General features: G+C 42.9%; 21 protein-coding genes. 7 read left to right on the top strand and 14 right to left on the bottom strand.

The genetic code is table 11. The features are described from left to right. Positions 1-3 precede the first annotated feature (3 nt). Genes KYJ26_RS02960 through KYJ26_RS02950 form a run of 3 tightly spaced genes read left to right on the top strand, consistent with a single transcriptional unit; the run spans position 4 to position 2,507 of the window. Positions 4-1,110 (top strand): GerAB/ArcD/ProY family transporter, encoded by a 1,107-nt coding sequence (locus KYJ26_RS02960; RefSeq protein WP_219165835.1) that lies wholly within the window; start codon positions 4-6, stop codon positions 1,108-1,110. After that, positions 1,097-2,323, top strand: a complete 1,227-nt coding sequence (locus KYJ26_RS02955) for a Ger(x)C family spore germination protein (RefSeq protein WP_219165834.1) — start codon at positions 1,097-1,099, stop codon at positions 2,321-2,323. The genes KYJ26_RS02960 and KYJ26_RS02955 overlap by 14 nt, the downstream gene beginning before the upstream one ends. Before the next feature lie 13 nt (positions 2,324-2,336). Next, the gene (locus KYJ26_RS02950; protein ID WP_219165833.1) at positions 2,337-2,507 is read left to right on the top strand and encodes a hypothetical protein; all 171 of its coding nucleotides are present in this window, start codon (positions 2,337-2,339) and stop codon (positions 2,505-2,507) included. 24 nt (positions 2,508-2,531) lie between these two features. On the opposite strand, the gene KYJ26_RS02945 is transcribed toward KYJ26_RS02950, so the two are convergent. Together KYJ26_RS02945 and KYJ26_RS02940 are read right to left on the bottom strand one after the other, a co-directional pair. Beyond that, the gene (locus KYJ26_RS02945) at positions 2,532-3,101 is read right to left on the bottom strand and encodes a histidine phosphatase family protein (RefSeq protein WP_257474858.1); all 570 of its coding nucleotides are present in this window, start codon (positions 3,099-3,101) and stop codon (positions 2,532-2,534) included. A gap of 473 nt (positions 3,102-3,574) precedes the next feature. Continuing rightward, positions 3,575-4,111 (bottom strand): GNAT family N-acetyltransferase, encoded by a 537-nt coding sequence (locus tag KYJ26_RS02940; protein WP_219165832.1) that lies wholly within the window; start codon positions 4,109-4,111, stop codon positions 3,575-3,577. Positions 4,112-4,439: 328 nt separating this feature from the next. Between KYJ26_RS02940 and KYJ26_RS02935 the strand changes: the two genes are divergently transcribed. From KYJ26_RS02935 to KYJ26_RS02925, 3 genes are all read left to right on the top strand, one after another. Continuing rightward, a complete protein-coding gene (locus KYJ26_RS02935; protein ID WP_219165831.1) occupies positions 4,440-5,393 on the top strand; it encodes an L-lactate dehydrogenase in 954 nt (317 codons plus the stop codon). Between the two features lie 87 nt (positions 5,394-5,480). Continuing rightward, the gene (locus KYJ26_RS02930; RefSeq protein ID WP_219165830.1) at positions 5,481-5,987 is read left to right on the top strand and encodes a hypothetical protein; all 507 of its coding nucleotides are present in this window, start codon (positions 5,481-5,483) and stop codon (positions 5,985-5,987) included. Between the two features lie 8 nt (positions 5,988-5,995). Beyond that, positions 5,996-6,649: an SIMPL domain-containing protein gene (locus KYJ26_RS02925; protein WP_219165829.1), complete on the top strand. Its 654-nt coding sequence runs from the start codon at positions 5,996-5,998 to the stop codon at positions 6,647-6,649. Between the two features lie 343 nt (positions 6,650-6,992). Here KYJ26_RS02925 and KYJ26_RS02920 read toward each other — a convergent pair whose 3' ends face one another. From KYJ26_RS02920 to KYJ26_RS02890, 7 genes are all read right to left on the bottom strand, one after another. After that, the gene (locus KYJ26_RS02920; protein WP_219165828.1) at positions 6,993-7,532 is read right to left on the bottom strand and encodes an NAD(P)H-dependent oxidoreductase; all 540 of its coding nucleotides are present in this window, start codon (positions 7,530-7,532) and stop codon (positions 6,993-6,995) included. A gap of 121 nt (positions 7,533-7,653) precedes the next feature. After that, positions 7,654-8,460 carry a pyrroline-5-carboxylate reductase gene (gene proC, locus KYJ26_RS02915; protein ID WP_219165827.1) on the bottom strand — a complete coding sequence of 269 codons (807 nt, stop codon included), beginning with the start codon at positions 8,458-8,460 and terminating at the stop codon, positions 7,654-7,656. 124 nt (positions 8,461-8,584) lie between these two features. Beyond that, entirely contained in the window at positions 8,585-8,788 is a 204-nt protein-coding gene (locus KYJ26_RS02910) for a hypothetical protein (protein ID WP_219165826.1), read from the bottom strand. Next, entirely contained in the window at positions 8,785-9,807 is a 1,023-nt protein-coding gene (locus KYJ26_RS02905; RefSeq protein ID WP_219165825.1) for a phosphotransferase enzyme family protein, read from the bottom strand. The genes KYJ26_RS02910 and KYJ26_RS02905 overlap by 4 nt, the downstream gene beginning before the upstream one ends. 10 nt (positions 9,808-9,817) lie before the next feature. After that, a complete protein-coding gene (locus KYJ26_RS02900) occupies positions 9,818-10,135 on the bottom strand; it encodes a YciI family protein (protein ID WP_219165824.1) in 318 nt (105 codons plus the stop codon). Between the two features lie 107 nt (positions 10,136-10,242). Continuing rightward, positions 10,243-10,980, bottom strand: a complete 738-nt coding sequence (locus KYJ26_RS02895) for an alpha/beta hydrolase (protein WP_219165823.1) — start codon at positions 10,978-10,980, stop codon at positions 10,243-10,245. Between the two features lie 45 nt (positions 10,981-11,025). Then, positions 11,026-12,015 (bottom strand): Gfo/Idh/MocA family protein, encoded by a 990-nt coding sequence (locus KYJ26_RS02890; RefSeq protein ID WP_219165822.1) that lies wholly within the window; start codon positions 12,013-12,015, stop codon positions 11,026-11,028. 83 nt (positions 12,016-12,098) lie between these two features. On the opposite strand from KYJ26_RS02890, the gene rpiA reads away from it, so the two are divergent. Next, complete coding sequence (rpiA, locus tag KYJ26_RS02885) at positions 12,099-12,776, top strand: ribose-5-phosphate isomerase RpiA (protein WP_308807538.1); 678 nt, start codon at positions 12,099-12,101, stop codon at positions 12,774-12,776. A 28-nt stretch (positions 12,777-12,804) separates the two neighbouring features. Here rpiA and KYJ26_RS02880 read toward each other — a convergent pair whose 3' ends face one another. The 5 genes from KYJ26_RS02880 to KYJ26_RS02860 all read right to left on the bottom strand — a co-directional run bounded on the left by KYJ26_RS02880 (position 12,805) and on the right by KYJ26_RS02860 (position 17,712). After that, entirely contained in the window at positions 12,805-13,296 is a 492-nt protein-coding gene (locus KYJ26_RS02880) for an STAS domain-containing protein (RefSeq protein ID WP_219165821.1), read from the bottom strand. Between the two features lie 139 nt (positions 13,297-13,435). Beyond that, positions 13,436-14,596: a sporulation protein YhbH gene (gene yhbH / locus KYJ26_RS02875; protein WP_374939747.1), complete on the bottom strand. Its 1,161-nt coding sequence runs from the start codon at positions 14,594-14,596 to the stop codon at positions 13,436-13,438. Between the two features lie 288 nt (positions 14,597-14,884). Next, positions 14,885-15,058 carry a hypothetical protein gene (locus KYJ26_RS02870; RefSeq protein ID WP_219165819.1) on the bottom strand — a complete coding sequence of 58 codons (174 nt, stop codon included), beginning with the start codon at positions 15,056-15,058 and terminating at the stop codon, positions 14,885-14,887. 76 nt (positions 15,059-15,134) lie between these two features. Further along, the gene (locus KYJ26_RS02865) at positions 15,135-15,317 is read right to left on the bottom strand and encodes a hypothetical protein (RefSeq protein ID WP_219165818.1); all 183 of its coding nucleotides are present in this window, start codon (positions 15,315-15,317) and stop codon (positions 15,135-15,137) included. Between the two features lie 499 nt (positions 15,318-15,816). Continuing rightward, complete coding sequence (locus tag KYJ26_RS02860; RefSeq protein ID WP_219165817.1) at positions 15,817-17,712, bottom strand: PrkA family serine protein kinase; 1,896 nt, start codon at positions 17,710-17,712, stop codon at positions 15,817-15,819. Positions 17,713-18,058: the final 346 nt, after the last annotated feature.

The raw sequence follows: 18,058 nt of genomic DNA, 5'->3' as shown, positions 1-18,058 counted from the left end.
TCCATGCTTATGAAAGAGGATCGGAGGATAAGGACAAGGGAATTCATTGCGATTATCTTACTGATTCTGGGAATCAAGTTTACAGATATGACAGCAACCATCCTGTTTAAAGAGACGACTACTGCCACATGGATGATTCCGGTTATATCCGCGGTCAGCTTTGTCGTTCCCCTATCAGCCATTCTTTCCCTGGTCAAAAAATTCGGGGAGATCAATCTTATTGAGGTTGCCTTTCAGGTGACAGGAAAGTATATTGGATTTCTGATAGGAATGTTATTATTTCTGATAGCCTTTTCTTCTACGATTGTCAATACAAGGGGATATGTGGATATTATCACATCCATGTATTTTCAGGAATCAACAAACCTCTCGTTTTACATCCTTCTAGTAGGGGCCTCCTACTATTTAGCGAATCGGGGATTGTTGGCCATTGGACGTACCGCATGGATCTGCATTCCTTATATAAAATTCTCATTGCTTTTTGCCATCATCTTATTGTGGAACAAACTCTATTTCCAACACCTTTTCCCCATACTCGGTCCCGGACTCAAACCGTTAGTGATGGAAGGGGTAAAGTACTCATCCATATCGGGCGATATTTTATACATGGCCATGATCTTCCCCTTCGTCAAAGGCTACCCTGCCTTTAGAAAGGGAATTCTCATCGGATATGGCTTGGCGGTTTTAGAACTATCGTTATTCTTTGCCTTTTTCATTGCTTTCTTCGATTACCCAACCTTTGAATTCATTGCCTATCCGTTTCATGAAATTTTACGGATGATTAAACTTGGGCGGTTTGTTTCTAATATTGAATCATTGTTCTTTGCTTTTTGGAGTGTCGCGAGCATCATTCGCTTTTCATTTTATTTGTACATTTCTGCTTTAGTCTTATCTGCGACTCTTAAAATCAAGGAATTCGAACCGTTATTACTCCCCTTGGCAGCCCTGACCGTGATCATTGGGATCATGCCTGAGAATAACATCAAGAATATGCTTTATCTTCGGGGAGATTTCATTTTGACATCCAGTTCTCTCCTGCTTTTCTTCATTCCTATATTCATTTATCTTGTGGCAAAAGGAAAAGAGGTTTTCAAAAGTGAAAAAAATTAAGCTTCTGTTTGTTGCTTTTGCCATATTTCTAGGTGGGTGTGCCAATAAGATTGAAATTGAAGAAGCAGGTTTTGTTCTGGTCATCGGATTGGACAAACCGGTTGAAGGAGAAGGTCTCGTTGTTACCTTTCAGCTGGCAGACCCTGCTGCCGGAAGTCCGGGCAGTCAACCATCTAACCAGCAAGAAGAGCGAACGATCACCATCCAGGCTCCGGATCTGATCACTGCCAAATACTTGCTAAACGCATCTGAAACCAGGAAGATCAATTTCTTCCATACGAAGGCCATGATCGTGGGGGAAGAATTTGCAAGGTCCAAGGAGTTTCTTCCTTTAATCAGCACATTGGCAAGGGATCCGGAGGTCAGAAGGGATATGTATATGATTGTGTCGAAGGAAAGGGCGGAAGATTATCTCAGAAGCAATAAACCTGCATTTGAAACGAGCCCGCATAAATTTTATGATTTCATGTCAAGGAGATGGGAAACAATCGCCATGGTTCCTCCTTCGACTTATCACCAGTTTTTAACGGAAACAGAAGAAGATGCGGGTCTTTCCCTCAGCATTTATTCAACCGGAATCAAAGGCGAAGCAAAGAATACATTGAATGAGGACAATATTCTTTCCGGCCAGCTTGATAAAAAAGGAGGAACGCCTACTCAGATGATCGGAGGAGGAGTCTTCAAAAATGGAAAGATGATAGATACATTCACCGGAGAAGAAATCAGGCTGACTTCGGTCTTGACCGGTGGGAAAAAACCGCAACAAATGCGTTTCTCATTTCCTGACCCATTGGATGAAACTTATAGAGTTGTCGGGAACGCAAGGAATATCAGTACGAAGGTCCGAGTAGATGTTTCAGAGCCCTCCCCAACCATCCAAGTGGATGTTTGGATGTCCATTACGATTCTTTCTATTCCAAGTGCCATCAATTACGTCGAGGACATCCATAAGCAAGAAATACTGGATGAACATTTGCAAGAAAGATATGAAGAAATCAGTAAAAAATTCATTAAGAAAACCCAGGAATTAGGTGGAGAGCCCTTTAAATGGTATTTAGCAGGAAGAAAGCATTTCTTAACCTTAGATTCCTACAAAGACTATGATTGGATGAAATCCTATCCCGATGCGGATGTGGATGTCAGATTCCATATTAAGCTGGATCAATTCGGAAAACATTTAAGACCGAGAAGCCTCGAGAAAATTAGAGATTGATGGGGGTTTGGCAGTGTACTTTTTTCTGTATGTAGTGATCATTCTGATTTCCCTTTACACCTTCAAGTTTGCGAAACTGGTATGGAAAGATGGGAATTGGGCAGGAGCGGTGTTTGTATCGTTCATCGCCATCTTGCTGCTACTTATACCAGTGGTTAACCGATTCCTATTCAATTATCGGTAGAATTGAAAAAGCTGCGTGAGATTCTCACACAGCTTTTTCTACATTCAATAGTTTGTCTTCCTCGAAGGTAAGCTTATACACATCCGGCATTTCAAGTTCTTTCCAAAAACAGTAGTCATATCGCTTATCAAAATGATTCATGATAAGCGTCATGATATTACCATGTGTACCGATGGCCACCCTTTTCCCTTTATATTTTTCCAGCAATGCCAATGTGGCCTTTACCCCTCTTTCCTGGGCAAAGAGATTCGATTCTCCCCCTTTAAACGAAAAGGAGGGGTTTTCCCAAACCTTTGTAATGGCTGCGTCAAAGTCATCAACAGGATGTGAAGATAATAACCTCTCTTTAAATCCCTCAACGAGGAGAATGTCATGGTTATTCGCCAACCCTTCCACGGTTTGTACAGCTCTTTTATACGGGCTGGAACAAACAACTTCGATTTGTTCATTTTCCAGCTTATTTGTCAGTTTATGTGCATCTTGCATGCCCCGTTCTGATAACGGCCTGTTCAGTTCATCAGGAGTATAAACAGAATGTGCGTGCCTGACTAAATATAAATAGGTTTTCATATCGTTCCCTTTCCGATTTTTCATCTTTATTGAGTCCACACTTCTTCTAAGCGGCTGGCATAGTAAGAATTTCCCTTCTGAAAGGCTTTGATGTCAGGATCATGAGAAGTTTGACTTACACTTATCAATACTAAGTCCAAAAGTCCATGGCTTTCTAATACTCCCTCAAATTATACAAAGTCATAGAATAAAAGACTTTCCCTGCATGGTTATCAGAGGATGGCCGGATTCCAACTTGAAATACTTTTTGACTCTCGGCATACATTTCCCCACATTCTGTATGTACTTCCTAAACCAAGATAGGCACCTTGCATGTTTCTTGCGTCCACGCCCAAACGAAGGGCTTCTTCATAATAATAATAAGTACATCCCATTTAGAACCCATTCCCAATTCCAGTTTGATCAGTGCCCTCCATCTTTCTATGGGAGCTTCGTATTTACCTGTCTCTCTTAAAGCAACCGCTTATTCTATTTTCTTTTCATATTTAAACTCCCAGTTACTCGGGAATGAACTCCATCAACCAGGCATCATGATATTTCCCTTCATGGAGCTCGTGCTCCCGCAATATTCTTGCCTTACTGTATCCACATTTCTCATAACAGCGAATCGCTCTTGTGTTCCATGTCATCGGATCCATCACCAGGCGGTGGACGCCTTCCTTCTGCAGCAAATACTCTACCACTGCACGGATGAGCTGTGTCCCGACTCCCTTGTTCCAATACTCCGTTTCACCAATGAATTGATCTGTACCGTAAATCACTTCATCGAGATTGGTATATCCGTAACGAATCATCGTTTCATGATCAAGCTGATAATACTGAAGATAACCGACTTCATTCCCTTCATACTCCACAAGACAGCTCATGACACCCCTGTCCGAAAGGAATTTCTCCTCCACCAACTGTATAGTGAAAGGACGGTCCCTGCCTTCATAAAATTCCAACACCTCCGGATTCGATAACCACCTCGAAAGCGTGTACTTATCCTTATCTTCCAACGGACGTACATTCAAAGCCCCACTTATCACATTCATACACACACCTCCATTCACACACCTCTTCCCCTATACATTCATCACAAACAAGAAAAACCCTTCTTTTAGGAGGGACGGACCTTGATTCCTAGGACCAGGTCCTAGGAATCAAGGTCCGTCCCTCTCTATATGACATATTTGTGAAACATTTCACATAAATGTGTGATAAGATGATTTAAGAATAGAATATTTATGTAAAACATGTTATGATCATATTGTGAAGTATTTCACAATATACATGTTAACGTATTTCTGGAATCATCTGTTTATCCAGCAGGATCCATTCTTTCTGGATAAAACAAAATAATTAGTGGATAGGTGATGACGTATGACAATCAAATGCACAAACAAAGTAGCTTTAATCGGTACAGGTTTGGTTGGCTCAAGCTATGCCTTCGCTCTTCTTAACCAGGGAATTGCCCACGAGCTGGTCATGATCGATTTGAATAAAGAAAAAGCCGACGGGGATGCACGTGATTTAAATCACGGTCTCGCTTTTGCTTCTCCAATGAAGATTTCTGCAGGGGATTACAGTGATTGTAAAGATGCTGATTTGGTCGTCATCACTGCCGGGGCAAACCAGCAGCCCGGTGAAACCCGTCTGGACCTTGTCGAAAAGAATGTAAAGATCTTTAAGAACATTGTAGACTCTGTCATGAAGAGTGGTTTCAACGGGATCTTCCTGGTGGCGACAAACCCTGTCGACATCTTGACGTATGCCACATGGAAGTTTTCCGGGCTGCCGAAAGAAAGAGTAATCGGATCCGGGACCATTCTTGATACCGCGAGACTCCGCTACTTAGTGGGAGAGCACTTTGATATTGACACACGAAACATCCATGCCTATATCATGGGAGAACACGGTGACACAGAATTCCCTGTATGGAGTCATGCAACCATAGGTGCAAGCCAGTTAAACGAACTGATCGATATGAATAAGGAAACTGTCCAACAAGAACTCGAAGACATCTTTGTGAATGTCAGGGACGCTGCCTACCATATCATCGAACGTAAAGGGGCCACCTATTATGGCATCGCCATGGGGCTTGCCAGGATTACCAGAGCGATCTTTAATAATGAAAACAGCATCCTTACCGTATCAGCACTCCTCGAAGGAGAGTATGATCAGGAGGATATTTTCATCGGTGTCCCTGCCATCATCAATCGGGAGGGGATCCGTAAAGTCGTCGAACTCCCCTTGAATAAAAAAGAAAAAGCGCAGTTCATCCATTCAGCAGAAACGTTGAAAAACGTAATGAAAACAGCGATGGAATCATACTGATTCATCACCAGGTCTGATGAATCAGACACGCACGCCCATTCCTCCTCCTCATAAGATAAAGAGAATTCTTTATGAGGAGGTTCTTCTATGTACGATCACAGACAATTATTCCCCGGCTTGCCTGGCGGAGGATCCGGCGGCGGATTTCCCGGCTTTCCTGGTGGAGGACAGGGGTCCGGAGGAGGTTTTCCGGGTATCCCCGGATTTCCAGGAGGCGGTCAAGGCAGTGGTGGAGGAGGTTTCCCTGGCATGCCCGGATTTCCTGGCGGAGGCCAAGGTGCGCCAAGCTCACCACCCCCTTCTGGCGGGCAGGGCGGACAAAATCAACCACCACCCGGCCCACCACCGAACTTCCAACCGCAAAAGACGTCACTTCAAGGGACGCAGGGTGGACCCGGTGTATTTGCAGTCGATCCTGGCGCCATCAGAAGATGCTTATTCCGGTACACCTATATATGGCTGAGAAGAGATTCCTTCTGGTTCTACCCCGTCTTTGTCGGACGCCGCTCCATTGCTGGATGGAGATGGATCGGGTTCACCTGGGTTTACTTCGGCATCGATCTGGATAAAATTGAATCCTTTACGTGTGTGTAGGTTCCGGGATGCACTCCTACCCATACTATAGATCCCAACAATCCAATGGAACCATAACCGTAAGTGGGGAACATACACTATATGTGGAGCCTGATCAAGCCGTCGTATCAATAGGTATTGTGACGAATGATAAAGAGCTTGAAGTTGCTCAAAGTAAGAATCAGCAACTATCAAGCCAGGTCGTTCAGTCCCTTATAAACAACGGCGTGCAGCAACAGGATATCCAGACCTCCAGCTATCAAGTATTTCCACAATACAATTTTGAGGATGGGAAACAAACGTTCACCGGTTATGAAGTCCGACAAGTATTCAAGGTCACTGTTAAATCAATAGAAAATGTAGGAACGATCATTGATGATGCTATCAAGAGTGGAGCAAATCGAATAGAAAACATTCAATTCGTCCAGTCGAATCCCATTGAAACCTACCAACAGGCTCTCGCTTTAGCCTATCAAGAGGCATATCAAAAGGCACTCACATTATCAGGCCAATCAAATCAGCAGCTTAATCCACAACCAAAATCCATTACGGAACAATCCCGTCCCGCGCCAGTTCCTTTCATGAACGCCGCCTATCTAAAAGCAGCCGACGAAAATACAGCCGTCCAGCCCGGCCAGATATCCGTCACAGCCATCATCACAGTAGAATTCAGAACCCATTAAAAAAACTGCCAAAGTAGATTTGCTACTGAGGCAGTTTTTTTATAGAGGGACGGACCTCTAGAATAAGTGAGGAAGACTCATTACGTTTCATTAGCGCGCCAATTCATGGGCTTTTAAGGGAAAACTGCCCTTTATAACACTAATGATTCTTGGAGAATGCTATTTTCAATGATATTCACCGTGTCAGTCCTATCATTCATTTTAAAGGGAGATATGTTCAGAACGATTTGCGTCATTATGGTTGGTGATTGCGTCATTTCTTATGATAATTGCGTCATTTTCCTAGTCAACGCGTCTTTTACCATTAAATCACATACCATACTTGATTTCATATCCCCCCGCCCTATCGACCTCTCTTCAAATCCTCATCCACCACATAACCGGCCACTTTTTCGGCAGAATCAGCGACTTCTTCATCATTTAATACCCTGACGCCATGCTCCACATAACTAGGTAAGAATCTCATCCCGGTCAGGTTAGCCGTTGCCTGTAATGGTTTCAGAAGTTCACTCATGGAATAATGATTAAAGCCTCCTGATCGGTAAGCACCGGAAGGACCACCAGTTGATGTGACAACCAGAAATTCCTTCCCATGTAGCTTAGTCCCCGCCGAACCGTATGCCCAACCGAATTCAAGTACTTTATCCTGCCATTCTTTTAAAATCGCGGGTGTACTGTACCAGAAAAAAGGAAATTGAAAGACGATGCGGTCATGTTCTAACAGCAGATTTTGTTCTCTCTCTACATCGATTTTCATGTCGGGGTATTCTTTATATAAATGACGGACAGTGACGTTCTCTTCTTTTTCAAGTCGATCCGCCCAGGCTTTATTCATTCTGGATTGTTCAATGTTTGGGTGTCCAACCAATACTAATGTTTTCATATTTTCCCACTCCTTATTTGTATGTACAAATAATAACATATACTCATTTGTATGTACAAATATCAAGTTAAAAATTTTTATTTTTTTACCTATATGAATTTAAAAGCACCTCTGTCTGGCCTTATTCTCCCAACGATTTCGATTTTCGCCCACATGCTTCCATGGCCGATAATACAGCTCCTTTAAACTGATGTTTCTCAAGTTCCGCCACTGCTTCAATCGTTGCTCCACCGGGTGAACAAACAGCATCTTTCAGCTCTCCGGGATGAGAACCGGTTTCAAGGACCATCTTTGCAGCACCAAGCACGGCCTGTGATGCCAGCTGATACGCAAGACTCCTCGGAATGCCCTGTAGGACCGCTCCATCGGCAAGTGCTTCGATGAACATAAACACGTATGCAGGGGATGATCCACTTACGGCAGGGATGGCATCCATCATACTTTCATCCACCTTTTCCGCTTTACCGAAGCTCTCGAGGATTGCTTGCACGGCTTCAAGGTCCTTATCGTCCACATTCCCATTCACACAGTATGCCGTCATTCCTTCACCTACAAGAGATGGTGTATTCGGCATCGTCCGTACGATTTTGGCAGAAGGGGAAATCTGCTCTTCCATCCAATCAATCGTGATTCCGGCTGCAATCGTAATGATGATGGCATCCTTTTTCAGAGCATCTCTGATTTCTTCGATCAGCTCCAAGTATTGATCAGGTTTCACTGCCAGGAAGACGATATCTGAAAAGGCCGCTACACTCTGGTTGTCTTTCGTCGCCTTCACCCCGAATTGTGCTTCCACTCTCTCAATGGTGTCTACTGTCCGGGCGCTTGCACGAACCGAACGTTCATCTACGAGCCCTGATTGCAATATGCCTCCCATAATGGCCTTTGCCATATTTCCGCATCCAATGAATCCTATGGTTTTATTCATTTCAATCACCTCTTAATTGTATGTAAACAGTCTTTAGCATCATACCAAACTTTCTTCCTCAAATAAATGTTTCCCCCTTCCATATAAAAAAAAGACTTAAAGGCCGACACCTTTAAGTCTTTCCTCATTCCACCAGCCTCCCGCAGTGGGGACAGAGGGACTTTGAATAATCCTTTGGAACTTTCTTATGACAATGAATGCACGTTTTCACATACTCCGGCTTCTCAAACAGGTCATCCGACATTCCGTATCCACTCTTGAATGTCGACTTCATCAGCCTGACCATTCCCCCGATGATGCCTCCGGTAATCAATAAAGCCCATATCATGTTGTCCTTACGTCAGTGAGGATCTCTTCATAATCCAAGTCTACGATCGGTTCATCGTGGTGCAATCGATTCCTGATTTGAGACAACAATGACTCTTCACCTTCCGATAAATGAGATAGATCCCATTTCTTATGGAAGACGGAGTACAGGGTCAGATCCCTGAGAAGCAGGAAATGGGGAATGCGCTTGATCCATTCGTCTCCGATTTCACACTCTGTTTTATATCCTTTAAGAAACGCAGTGAGGAATCTTTCACCGAATTCACTGCGGGTTTCAAGGGATTCATTCCTGAACTTCCACCATACCGAATAATACAGCGGAATCGCTACATCACTTACAAAATAGAATTGTGTACTGTCATCAAAGTCGAATACATGAAGATCACCATCGTGATAGAAAAAGTTTCCCGGATGGATATCTGAATGAATGAGTCCAAAGCTATCAGATGTTTCATCGAAGCCCCTGATCGTTTCTTTGTTAAGACGGCCTTTTTCAATGATATCCTTGTCTTCCTCTGACGTCAGATATTTCTCGTAATCCAGAACGTCATCCAAATCCCATCGCTTACGGCTGTTTTCATCCAGTTTGTACCCTTTGGTGACCCTATGCATATGCCCTGTGAGTTTTCCCCATTTGTAGAATAGTACATCATTAAATAACGGGTCATTGATTTTCACAGGAGCACCCGGAGCTTTGTCAAATAAACACACAAAGAAACGTGTATCCCCCGTCTCCAGGACTTCTACTAGATTTCCTGCTTCTGAATCATTCACGAGTGAAACATTCACCCCATGTTTATGTAAGTAATTGATCCAATGCAATTCAGCTTCCACTTCCTCTTTGGAACGATGGGAACTGTGGGTCAGGCGGAGGATATAGGGAACCTCTCCCCTGTGCACCTCATACACATAGTTTTCGAAATCACCAAGCTTCTTTGCGTGACTTGTGCCACAGCCGAAACGTGAAGCTGCATCCTTTAATACATCCTCTGTAAATAGTTCTTGAATCCACTTTTCCATTCTTTATCTCCTAGTCTATGACATGTTGATTTTTTCTTAGAAGAGCCACCCGATAGGGGAATAGTTCGGCTGTCATGATGCCTTCTTTCACGGCGGGATCCTCTTCCATGAATGCTTTTGCCTGTTTCTCGTCGTCTGCTTCAAACACTACGATTCCAAAGGCATTTTCCTCTTCATTTAATGTTCTGCCTGCAAGGATCACTGTCCCGCTGTCCGTCAATTCTTTCAGCCGTTCGAAATGACGTTGCACAATTCCTTCATCCACGGCCGTCCAATTTTCTTCTTGATACAAGCGTGGAATCAACTTTAATACATATATAAACTCCATTTCTATCTCTCCCTTCACCATGACATATACGACCTGCCACGTCCATTATCCTTTATTCGGGGATCAAAAAAGGCCGCTTGAGTTTGTCTCAAGCGGCACGATAAGGGTTAGTTCTCCCTCATCCAATTATCCATCACCTGTATGATTTCATCCTGCTGTTTCCACACGGAAATACTCGCTTTCTTGTCACCTTTTTGAGGACCGTAAACACCGAACCCCGCATGGTTGCCTCCTTCAATTTTATGGAAGGCAGCATTAGAAGGTAATAACTTCTTACTTTTTTCAATGTCATCCCCTGTTGTGAGACCATCGTTCTCTGCATATATGCTGAGGACCCGCATATCCCCCTTGGAGAAATCCGCTGACTTCGTTGGATAGGACGCCAGGAATATGACACCTTTCACCTCATCTTGATGATCATAGGTATACGATGCCGCGGCCACACCTCCCAACGAGTGACCGGACAGATACCACTCAAGCTTTTCATCGAAATCACTGATAATCTTTTCAGCTTCATTCATTCCGAAGAAAGCGATATGAAAGGGCATCTTGGGGATGACGACGGTGTATCCCTTATCGGCTAAAGACTTACCGATATACCCATAAGCCTCCACTTCCACTTTTGCTCCGGGATAAAGTATTACGCCTTTCCCATTTGAATCTTCACTTTTAAAAACAAGCCAATCATTTTCTTCTTCAATCAACGGGTCTTCCTCTATTTTGACTGTCTTCGTCAATTTCTCCGTGGCTGAATACGTTTGTTCTGACCAAATATAAAATGCCAGAAAAACGACAATAATCACCGCCAGAAGTAGAATCACTGTCCATTTTAATACCTTTTTCATAGGCTCTCTCCCTTTTCTCAGTCACTCAATGAGCATCACGACCCATCAAATACGATCTGCCGGAAATACCAATCCAGTCTGCTTTCTCGCTTTATCCATCACCCTCGAGTTGATTAGAGAATGCTCATAAGAATTAATGGCAGATTCGTATTCCTCACCATTATTGATGATGGAAACAAATTCATTGATTTCATAATACATGTGAGGGAAGTCCTCTTTTTGAGTATAAACAGATTTTTCTCCGTTATGATAATAAAACGTCAGTTTACTGAACTCACCTATTTGATCGATGGTGACGGTTCCGGCTTCCCCCTGGATTTCAGTAGGGATGTGCGTATTCGAAATCTTCGAGAAAGTGGACACCACTTCCATTTCATCGTATTTCATGATGACTGTTCCAGAACCATCAACACCTGAATCCAGCATGATCCCAGTTGCCGTTACTTCCTCTGGTTCTCCAAATAAAACGATCATGGGATAAAGGCAATATACACCCAAATCCATCAGGGCTCCATTAGAAAAATCCGGGTTGAACGCATTCAATACCCTGCCTTCTTTATAGGCATCGTACCTTGAAGAATATTTACAGCAGCTCACATTGACTTTCCTTATGACACCCAGTGTAGGAAGTTTCTCTCTCAAGACGTGAAAGTTAGGCAGGAAAGTAGTCCTGACCGCTTCCATCAGTAGTACATTGTTGTCCTTTGCAGACGCAATCATTTGCTGAACTTCCTTTTCATTCGAAGCCAAAGGCTTTTCACACAATACGTGAATGCCATTATTCATAAATGTGATCGCCTGGCTTGCATGAAAAGAATTCGGACTGGCTATATAGACGGCATCAATATATTCTTTATTTGCCATCTCCTGTATATCCGTAAAACAACGGTTGATATTATGTGTTTCAGCAAATGCTTTCGCCCGTTCTTCCTTCCTTGAATAAACAGCCTCTAAATGAAATCCCTCCACTCTTTCTGCCGCTTGTATAAAGCGGTCAGTAATCCAATTGGTTCCAATGACACCGAATCTTATCATACGATCTCTCCTTCTTTCTTTCATGTTTATTCTAGTATAGAATGCTTAGTAAAACTATTATCATTAACGAAAGGAGCGATTATGTGGATAACCTGAAAAAGAAACAGGCCGGAGAAAAAGCAGCAGAATATGTACAGGACGGGATGGTTGTCGGGCTCGGGTCCGGAACGACAGTATACTACTCGATTCAGAAATTAGGGGAGCTTGTATCAGAAGGATTACAAATCAAGGCCATTCCATCTTCTACTGAAACAGAGAAGTTGGCTAGAAAAGCCGGGATTCCCTTGACCAGCTTCTCTGAAGTCAGTGAGTTAGACATTTCCATTGATGGTGCAGATGAAGTGGATCCTGAGTTCAACTTGATAAAAGGGGGAGGAGGCGCCCTTTTAAGGGAAAAATTTGTCGATTCCTTGACGAAGAAGTTCATTGTCGTCGTCGACGAATCGAAATTAGTCTCGAGGCTCGGATCCTTTCCCCTCCCGGTGGAAGTGATTCCCTTTGGATGGGAAGTATCGGTTAAAGCCATTGAAAGCTTAGGGGGGACACCCATTTTACGAAAAAAAGATGGAGAAACTTTCGTATCCAATAACGGAAACTATATTGTAGATTGCCACTTTTCAACCATTCACCAGCCTGCTTCCCTCCACACTCAACTAAAACAACTATTAGGCGTGGTGGAAACCGGTCTTTTCACCGATATGACAGACCTTTTAATTATAGGGGGAACGGATGGTACGAAGGTCATTACAGTTAAAGAATAAAATAAAAACCAACCTTTTGGGCTGGTTTTTATTGATCCACTTTCTGAAATTCTATATCTTTCTCCCTCATCAAATACTGAAGTGCTGTACGGAATGTCAGGAACGTTTTGATTCCCTGCAGTTCTTTAATTCCTGAATTTATCATCACTTGAGTGAGGGACGGGGTAAAGCCAACGAAGAGGGTTTCAATCCCCATTAAGCCGATGGCCTTGGCCATGTTATCAATATAAGTGCCGAAGATATCAATTTCACCAACTTCCTTCTCTGATACCGCAGAGAAGTCCACAATGATGGTATTGATGTCACCTCCATATGACACGTCCAATATCTTTGAGATAATCATTTCAAATCGCTCGGGACTGAGCCTTCCAGTAATAGGGACTAATATGGTTTCAGGAACGATGGACGGGATGATGGGGGCTGAGATGTCCATGATCAACTGCTCAGATTGAGCCAGCTGTTCTTTCAATTCCTTTATCTCTTGCTTTAGTTGTTGAATTTCTTGACTTTCACTTGTCATGATAAACCTCACCGTTTATAGAATGTTTTAAGAAATCTCTTTCTATTTTAACACTTAGAAACTAAAACTGCCTACTATTTTCATATGTAATCATATTTGTAGATGACAGTGAAAAACCAGCCTCATCGGCTGGTTTTTCTCACGCGAATGCTTTTTCCTGCTCCTTGTGGAAGAAACTCTTCATGGCATGGAATACATCGGCTTTTTGTTTCAGGATGTAGTAACGGAAATCGTCATTTTTAATATTTTTATAGGCCGACATCAGCGTGGAATGACGGTTATACTGATTCACTTCCCCGTATCCGAACATGCTGGAAACTTTCATTAATTCTTCTACAAGCTTGACGCATCTCACATTGTCGGACGTCAAATTATCCCCATCGGAGAAATGGAATGGATAAATGTTATAACGGCTTGGAGGATACTTGCCATCTATGAGCTCCAGCGCTTTGCGGTAAGCTGACGAGCAGATGGTTCCTCCGCTCTCTCCCTTCGAGAAGAAATGCTCTTCGGATACGACTTTGGCTTCCGTATGATGAGCGATAAATTCAATCTCGACGGTTTCATATTTCGTGCGTAAGAAACGGGTCATCCAGAAGAAGAAACTCCTTGCCATATATTTCTCCCATACTCCCATACTGCCACTCGTATCCATCATCGCTAATACGACGGCTTTCGATTCCGGCTTTAATACTTCATTCCATGTTCTGAACTTAAGATCCTCAGTGAAGATCGGGTGAAAGCTTGGTGCTCCTTTCATGGCATTTCTCTTAAAGGCAGACATCATCGTCTTCTTCTTATCTATATTCCCCATTAGGCCTGTTTTACGGATATCGTTAAACTCAATATGCTCGACGGTTTGGACATACTGTTCTTTCTTCTTCAGGTTCGGTAGCTCCAATTGGCTGAATAAGGCTTCTTCAATCTCAAGCATTGATACTTCTGCTTCATAATAATCTTCACCGGCTTTATCTCCGGCCCCTTGACCTTTTCCAGGACCCTGCTGTTGCTGCGAGCCGTCCCTTGCAATGACGTCCCCTACCTGACTCTCGCCGTCTCCCTGCCCGACATGTTTATTCTTATCGTAGTTGTAACGAATTTTATATTCATCTAACGAACGAATCGGGATTTTGACAACGTCTCGGCCATTGGACATGACAATGTTTTCTTCCGTGATCAAGTCTGGTAGATTATTGCGGATGGCATCCTGTACTTTCTCCTGATGTCTTTGTTGATCATCGTGACCTTTGCGGTGGAGGGCCCAATCTTCCTTGGAAATGACAAACTGATGATTATCCATTTGACTCAAATTATTCCCCTCCTTAATTTTTTTCACATTTTTTCATTTTCCTGCATACACTATGTTGACTGTCTAATCTGCACGTATCCCATGAAGTGAAACGGGGATTACTCTATCCTATGCAGAAGTATTGATAAATTTACAAATAATTTCGACAATTAATCGTTCTTTTATGTTTGGACAAGCCTATTTTTCATAGGGCTTGTCTTTGGGTTCTTTTATGTCCAGTTGGAGCTTGACTGACAGCATCATTTAACACAAAAAAAATAACCAGGCAATAACACCTGATTAAGCTTCTTCTTCATATTGAGCTGGATCTGACACTCGGTTATGCAACTTTAATTCGCCACTGGAACGTAACTTCTCCATTTGTTTCCCAAGCTTAATGACTTCCTCCATATTGGAGGCCATGCTTCCGTTAAGAGGTTGCGCTTCTATCCGGGGTTTAGGTTCGACAGACATCTTATCAACCCACCTTCATTTATTAAAAGGCCCAGCTCTCTATCTTTAGGTTATTATATTCAGAGTTTTCCGTCAACTATTCCTTATCCTGCTTTTTATATTGGACGGGATCGGGCTGTTTTTTATCCTCTTTCAGTTCTTCATTTGTCCTGAGCTTGTCCATTTGCTTTCCTAACTGCTTCATTTCTTCCATGTCATGTGCCATGGAGCCATTTTCAGGTTCAAAATTTTTATCCAGTTCATGTTTATTCTTACTCATATCTCTTCACCTCTTTGGATACTACTTTTCCCTTCATCTGAAAAAGATAAACTATGACAAAGTCTCTTTTCGCAAAAGATTGTTGTTATACATACACAGAATTGGTTTGCGAATGCTCTGTGTCATAAAGAGTGTGCGCAAGGGTGACGGGAACTGCTCCGCTTTCCACGGACGTTCGGCCGAGCCTCCTCAGCAAAGAACGCTTCCGGGGTCTCGGCACGCCCGTTTTCCGTAGGAGTCTACGCAGTTCCCGTCACCCTCTAAATCAGCAAGTGTTGACAGAGCAGAATGGTTCATGAACATCAGTTAAGAAAAATGGATTAGTACTATTAAAGTTAAAAGTTAATTGGACCAGCAGTTTCTCACCGCGAGCCACGTGGAAAGCGAGCACTACTTGCTGTAAGCAACGACTACGCGCCACATCTAAAAGCTACAATTTACGAAAAAAGCTATAACGAAAAACCAGGAGGCATCTGACGCCTCCTGGTTTCATTTTCGATCAACGATTCAATAAGCTTCCTACATAGCGGAGCAGTTCATTCGCAGATGTCGAGTTGTAGCCATGTTCATCAATAAGACGGGCAACAACCTCATTTACTTTCTTCAGTTGCTGCTCATCCGGCGTTTTCGAAGAAGTAGTGATTTTCACAACGTCCTTCAAGTCAGCGAATAGCTTCTTCTGAATGGCTTCTCTCAAGCGGTCATGTGAATTGTAGTCAAAACGCTTCCCTTTACGTGCATAGGCTGAGATACGGATGAGGATTTCTTCACGGAATGCCTTCTTCGCATTTTCCGAAATTCCGATCTGTTCCTCAATCGAACGCATCAGCTTTTCATCCGGGTTGATTTCTTCACCCGTCAACGGATCATGAAGCTTTGCTTTATTACAGTACGCTTCCACATTATCGAGATAGTTATCCATAAGGGTTTTCGCAGACTCTTCATATGAATATACGAAGGCTTTCTGAACTTCTTTCTTGGCGATATCATCATACTCTTTCCGTGCAAGTGATATGAAGTTTAAATACTTGTCACGAAGTTCATTTGTAATGGATGGATGCTGATCCAGCCCTTCTTTCAGGGCACGAAGGACATCCAGGGCGTTGATAGTAGGTACCTCTTTCCGAATGATCGTGGAAGAGATGCGGTTGATCACATAACGCGGATCGATTCCGCTCATGCCTTCATCCTGGTATTCCTTCTTCATTTCATCGACGTCGGCGGAATTGAATCCTTCAACGTTCTCACCATCGTAGAGGCGCATCTTTTTAATAAGGTCGATGTCACCGCGCTTAGGTTCTTTTAAGCGAGTGAGAATCGTGAACATCGCAGCCACCCTTAACGTATGAGGGGCGACATGCACATTCGAGACATCACTTTCATTGATCATTTTTTCATAGATTTTTTCTTCCTGGGTGACCTTCAGGTTATAAGGAACCGGCATGACGATGATACGTGAATGCAAGGCTTCATTCTTTTTATTCGAAATGAAGGATCGGTACTCCGTTTCATTCGTATGAGCCACAATCAGCTCATCGGCTGAAATCAGGGCAAACCGGCCAGCTTTGAAGTTCCCTTCCTGGGTAAGAGATAATAAGTGCCATAAGAACTTTTCATCACACTTCAGCATTTCCTGGAATTCCATTAAACCACGATTTGCTTTATTTAATTCCCCGTCAAATCTGTAAGCACGCGGATCCGATTCAGAGCCAAATTCGGCAATCGTCGAGAAGTCGATGCTTCCTGTTAAATCGGCAATATCCTGTGACTTTGGATCAGATGGACTGAATGTACCAATTCCTACACGTTTATCTTCTGAGAAGAAGACTCTTTCCACTTGGACGTCTTCAATGCGGCCATGATACTCTTTCTCCAACCGCATCGTATTCAACGGAGAGAGATTTCCTTCAATGCGGATCCCATACTCTTCATAAAAATCTTCACGTAAGTGCTGAGGGATCAGATGCAGTGGATCTTCATGCATCGGACACCCTTTAATGGAGAATACGCCTCCTCTTTCAGTTCGGGAATAATGCTCCAAGCCCCGTTTCAGCATGGAAACGAGAGTTGATTTCCCTCCACTCACCGGACCCATCAATAATAAGATCCGCTTTCTCACGTCTAACCGTTTCGCAGCAGGATGGAAGTATTCTTCAACGAGTCTTTCCAGCGCCTCTTCTAAGCCAAATAATTGATTGCTGAAGAATTTGTACTTCCGTTTTCCCTCGACCTCCTCAACCCCGGCATCTTTAATCATATTAAAGACTCTTGAATGAGCGGATTGCCCAATCCAAGGCTTCTCTTTCAGCAGGTCTAAATACTGAGCAAACGTCCCTTCCCATTTCAGTTTCTCTTCTTCTTCTCGGTAATGTTCGATTTTCTTTAAAATATCCATAAGGACCTCCCCCTGTCGCTTAATGAGAGACGATTAATATACTTTATGCGCTTGTTCACCCGAACATGTTAAGAAGATATATTTATTAAAGACAAAGTGTCTTTCATGACTGCAAACACTGGGATAGGCCCTGAAAAATAAAACGGTTTCTTTATTTGTCATAAAACTGCAAAAAAAATCCTACTTTCGTTCACATCAAATTAAAAATAGGCTATACTAAAGACAGACTGTGGAATAAGTAAACTGGGAGGTTTATAAAACATGGGTACTGTAATGATCATAGGTGTATCTTTAACGTTCTTAGTAGCGATTTTCACTGCTGGATATAATGATAAACCGGGTTCAA

Origin of the sequence: Rossellomorea orangium, assembly GCF_019334305.1 — a bacterium.
Classification (GTDB): Bacteria; Bacillota; Bacilli; order Bacillales; family Bacillaceae_B; genus Rossellomorea.
Note: the sequence above shows the minus strand (reverse complement) of the source record. Positions and strands in the feature narration are given on the sequence as shown.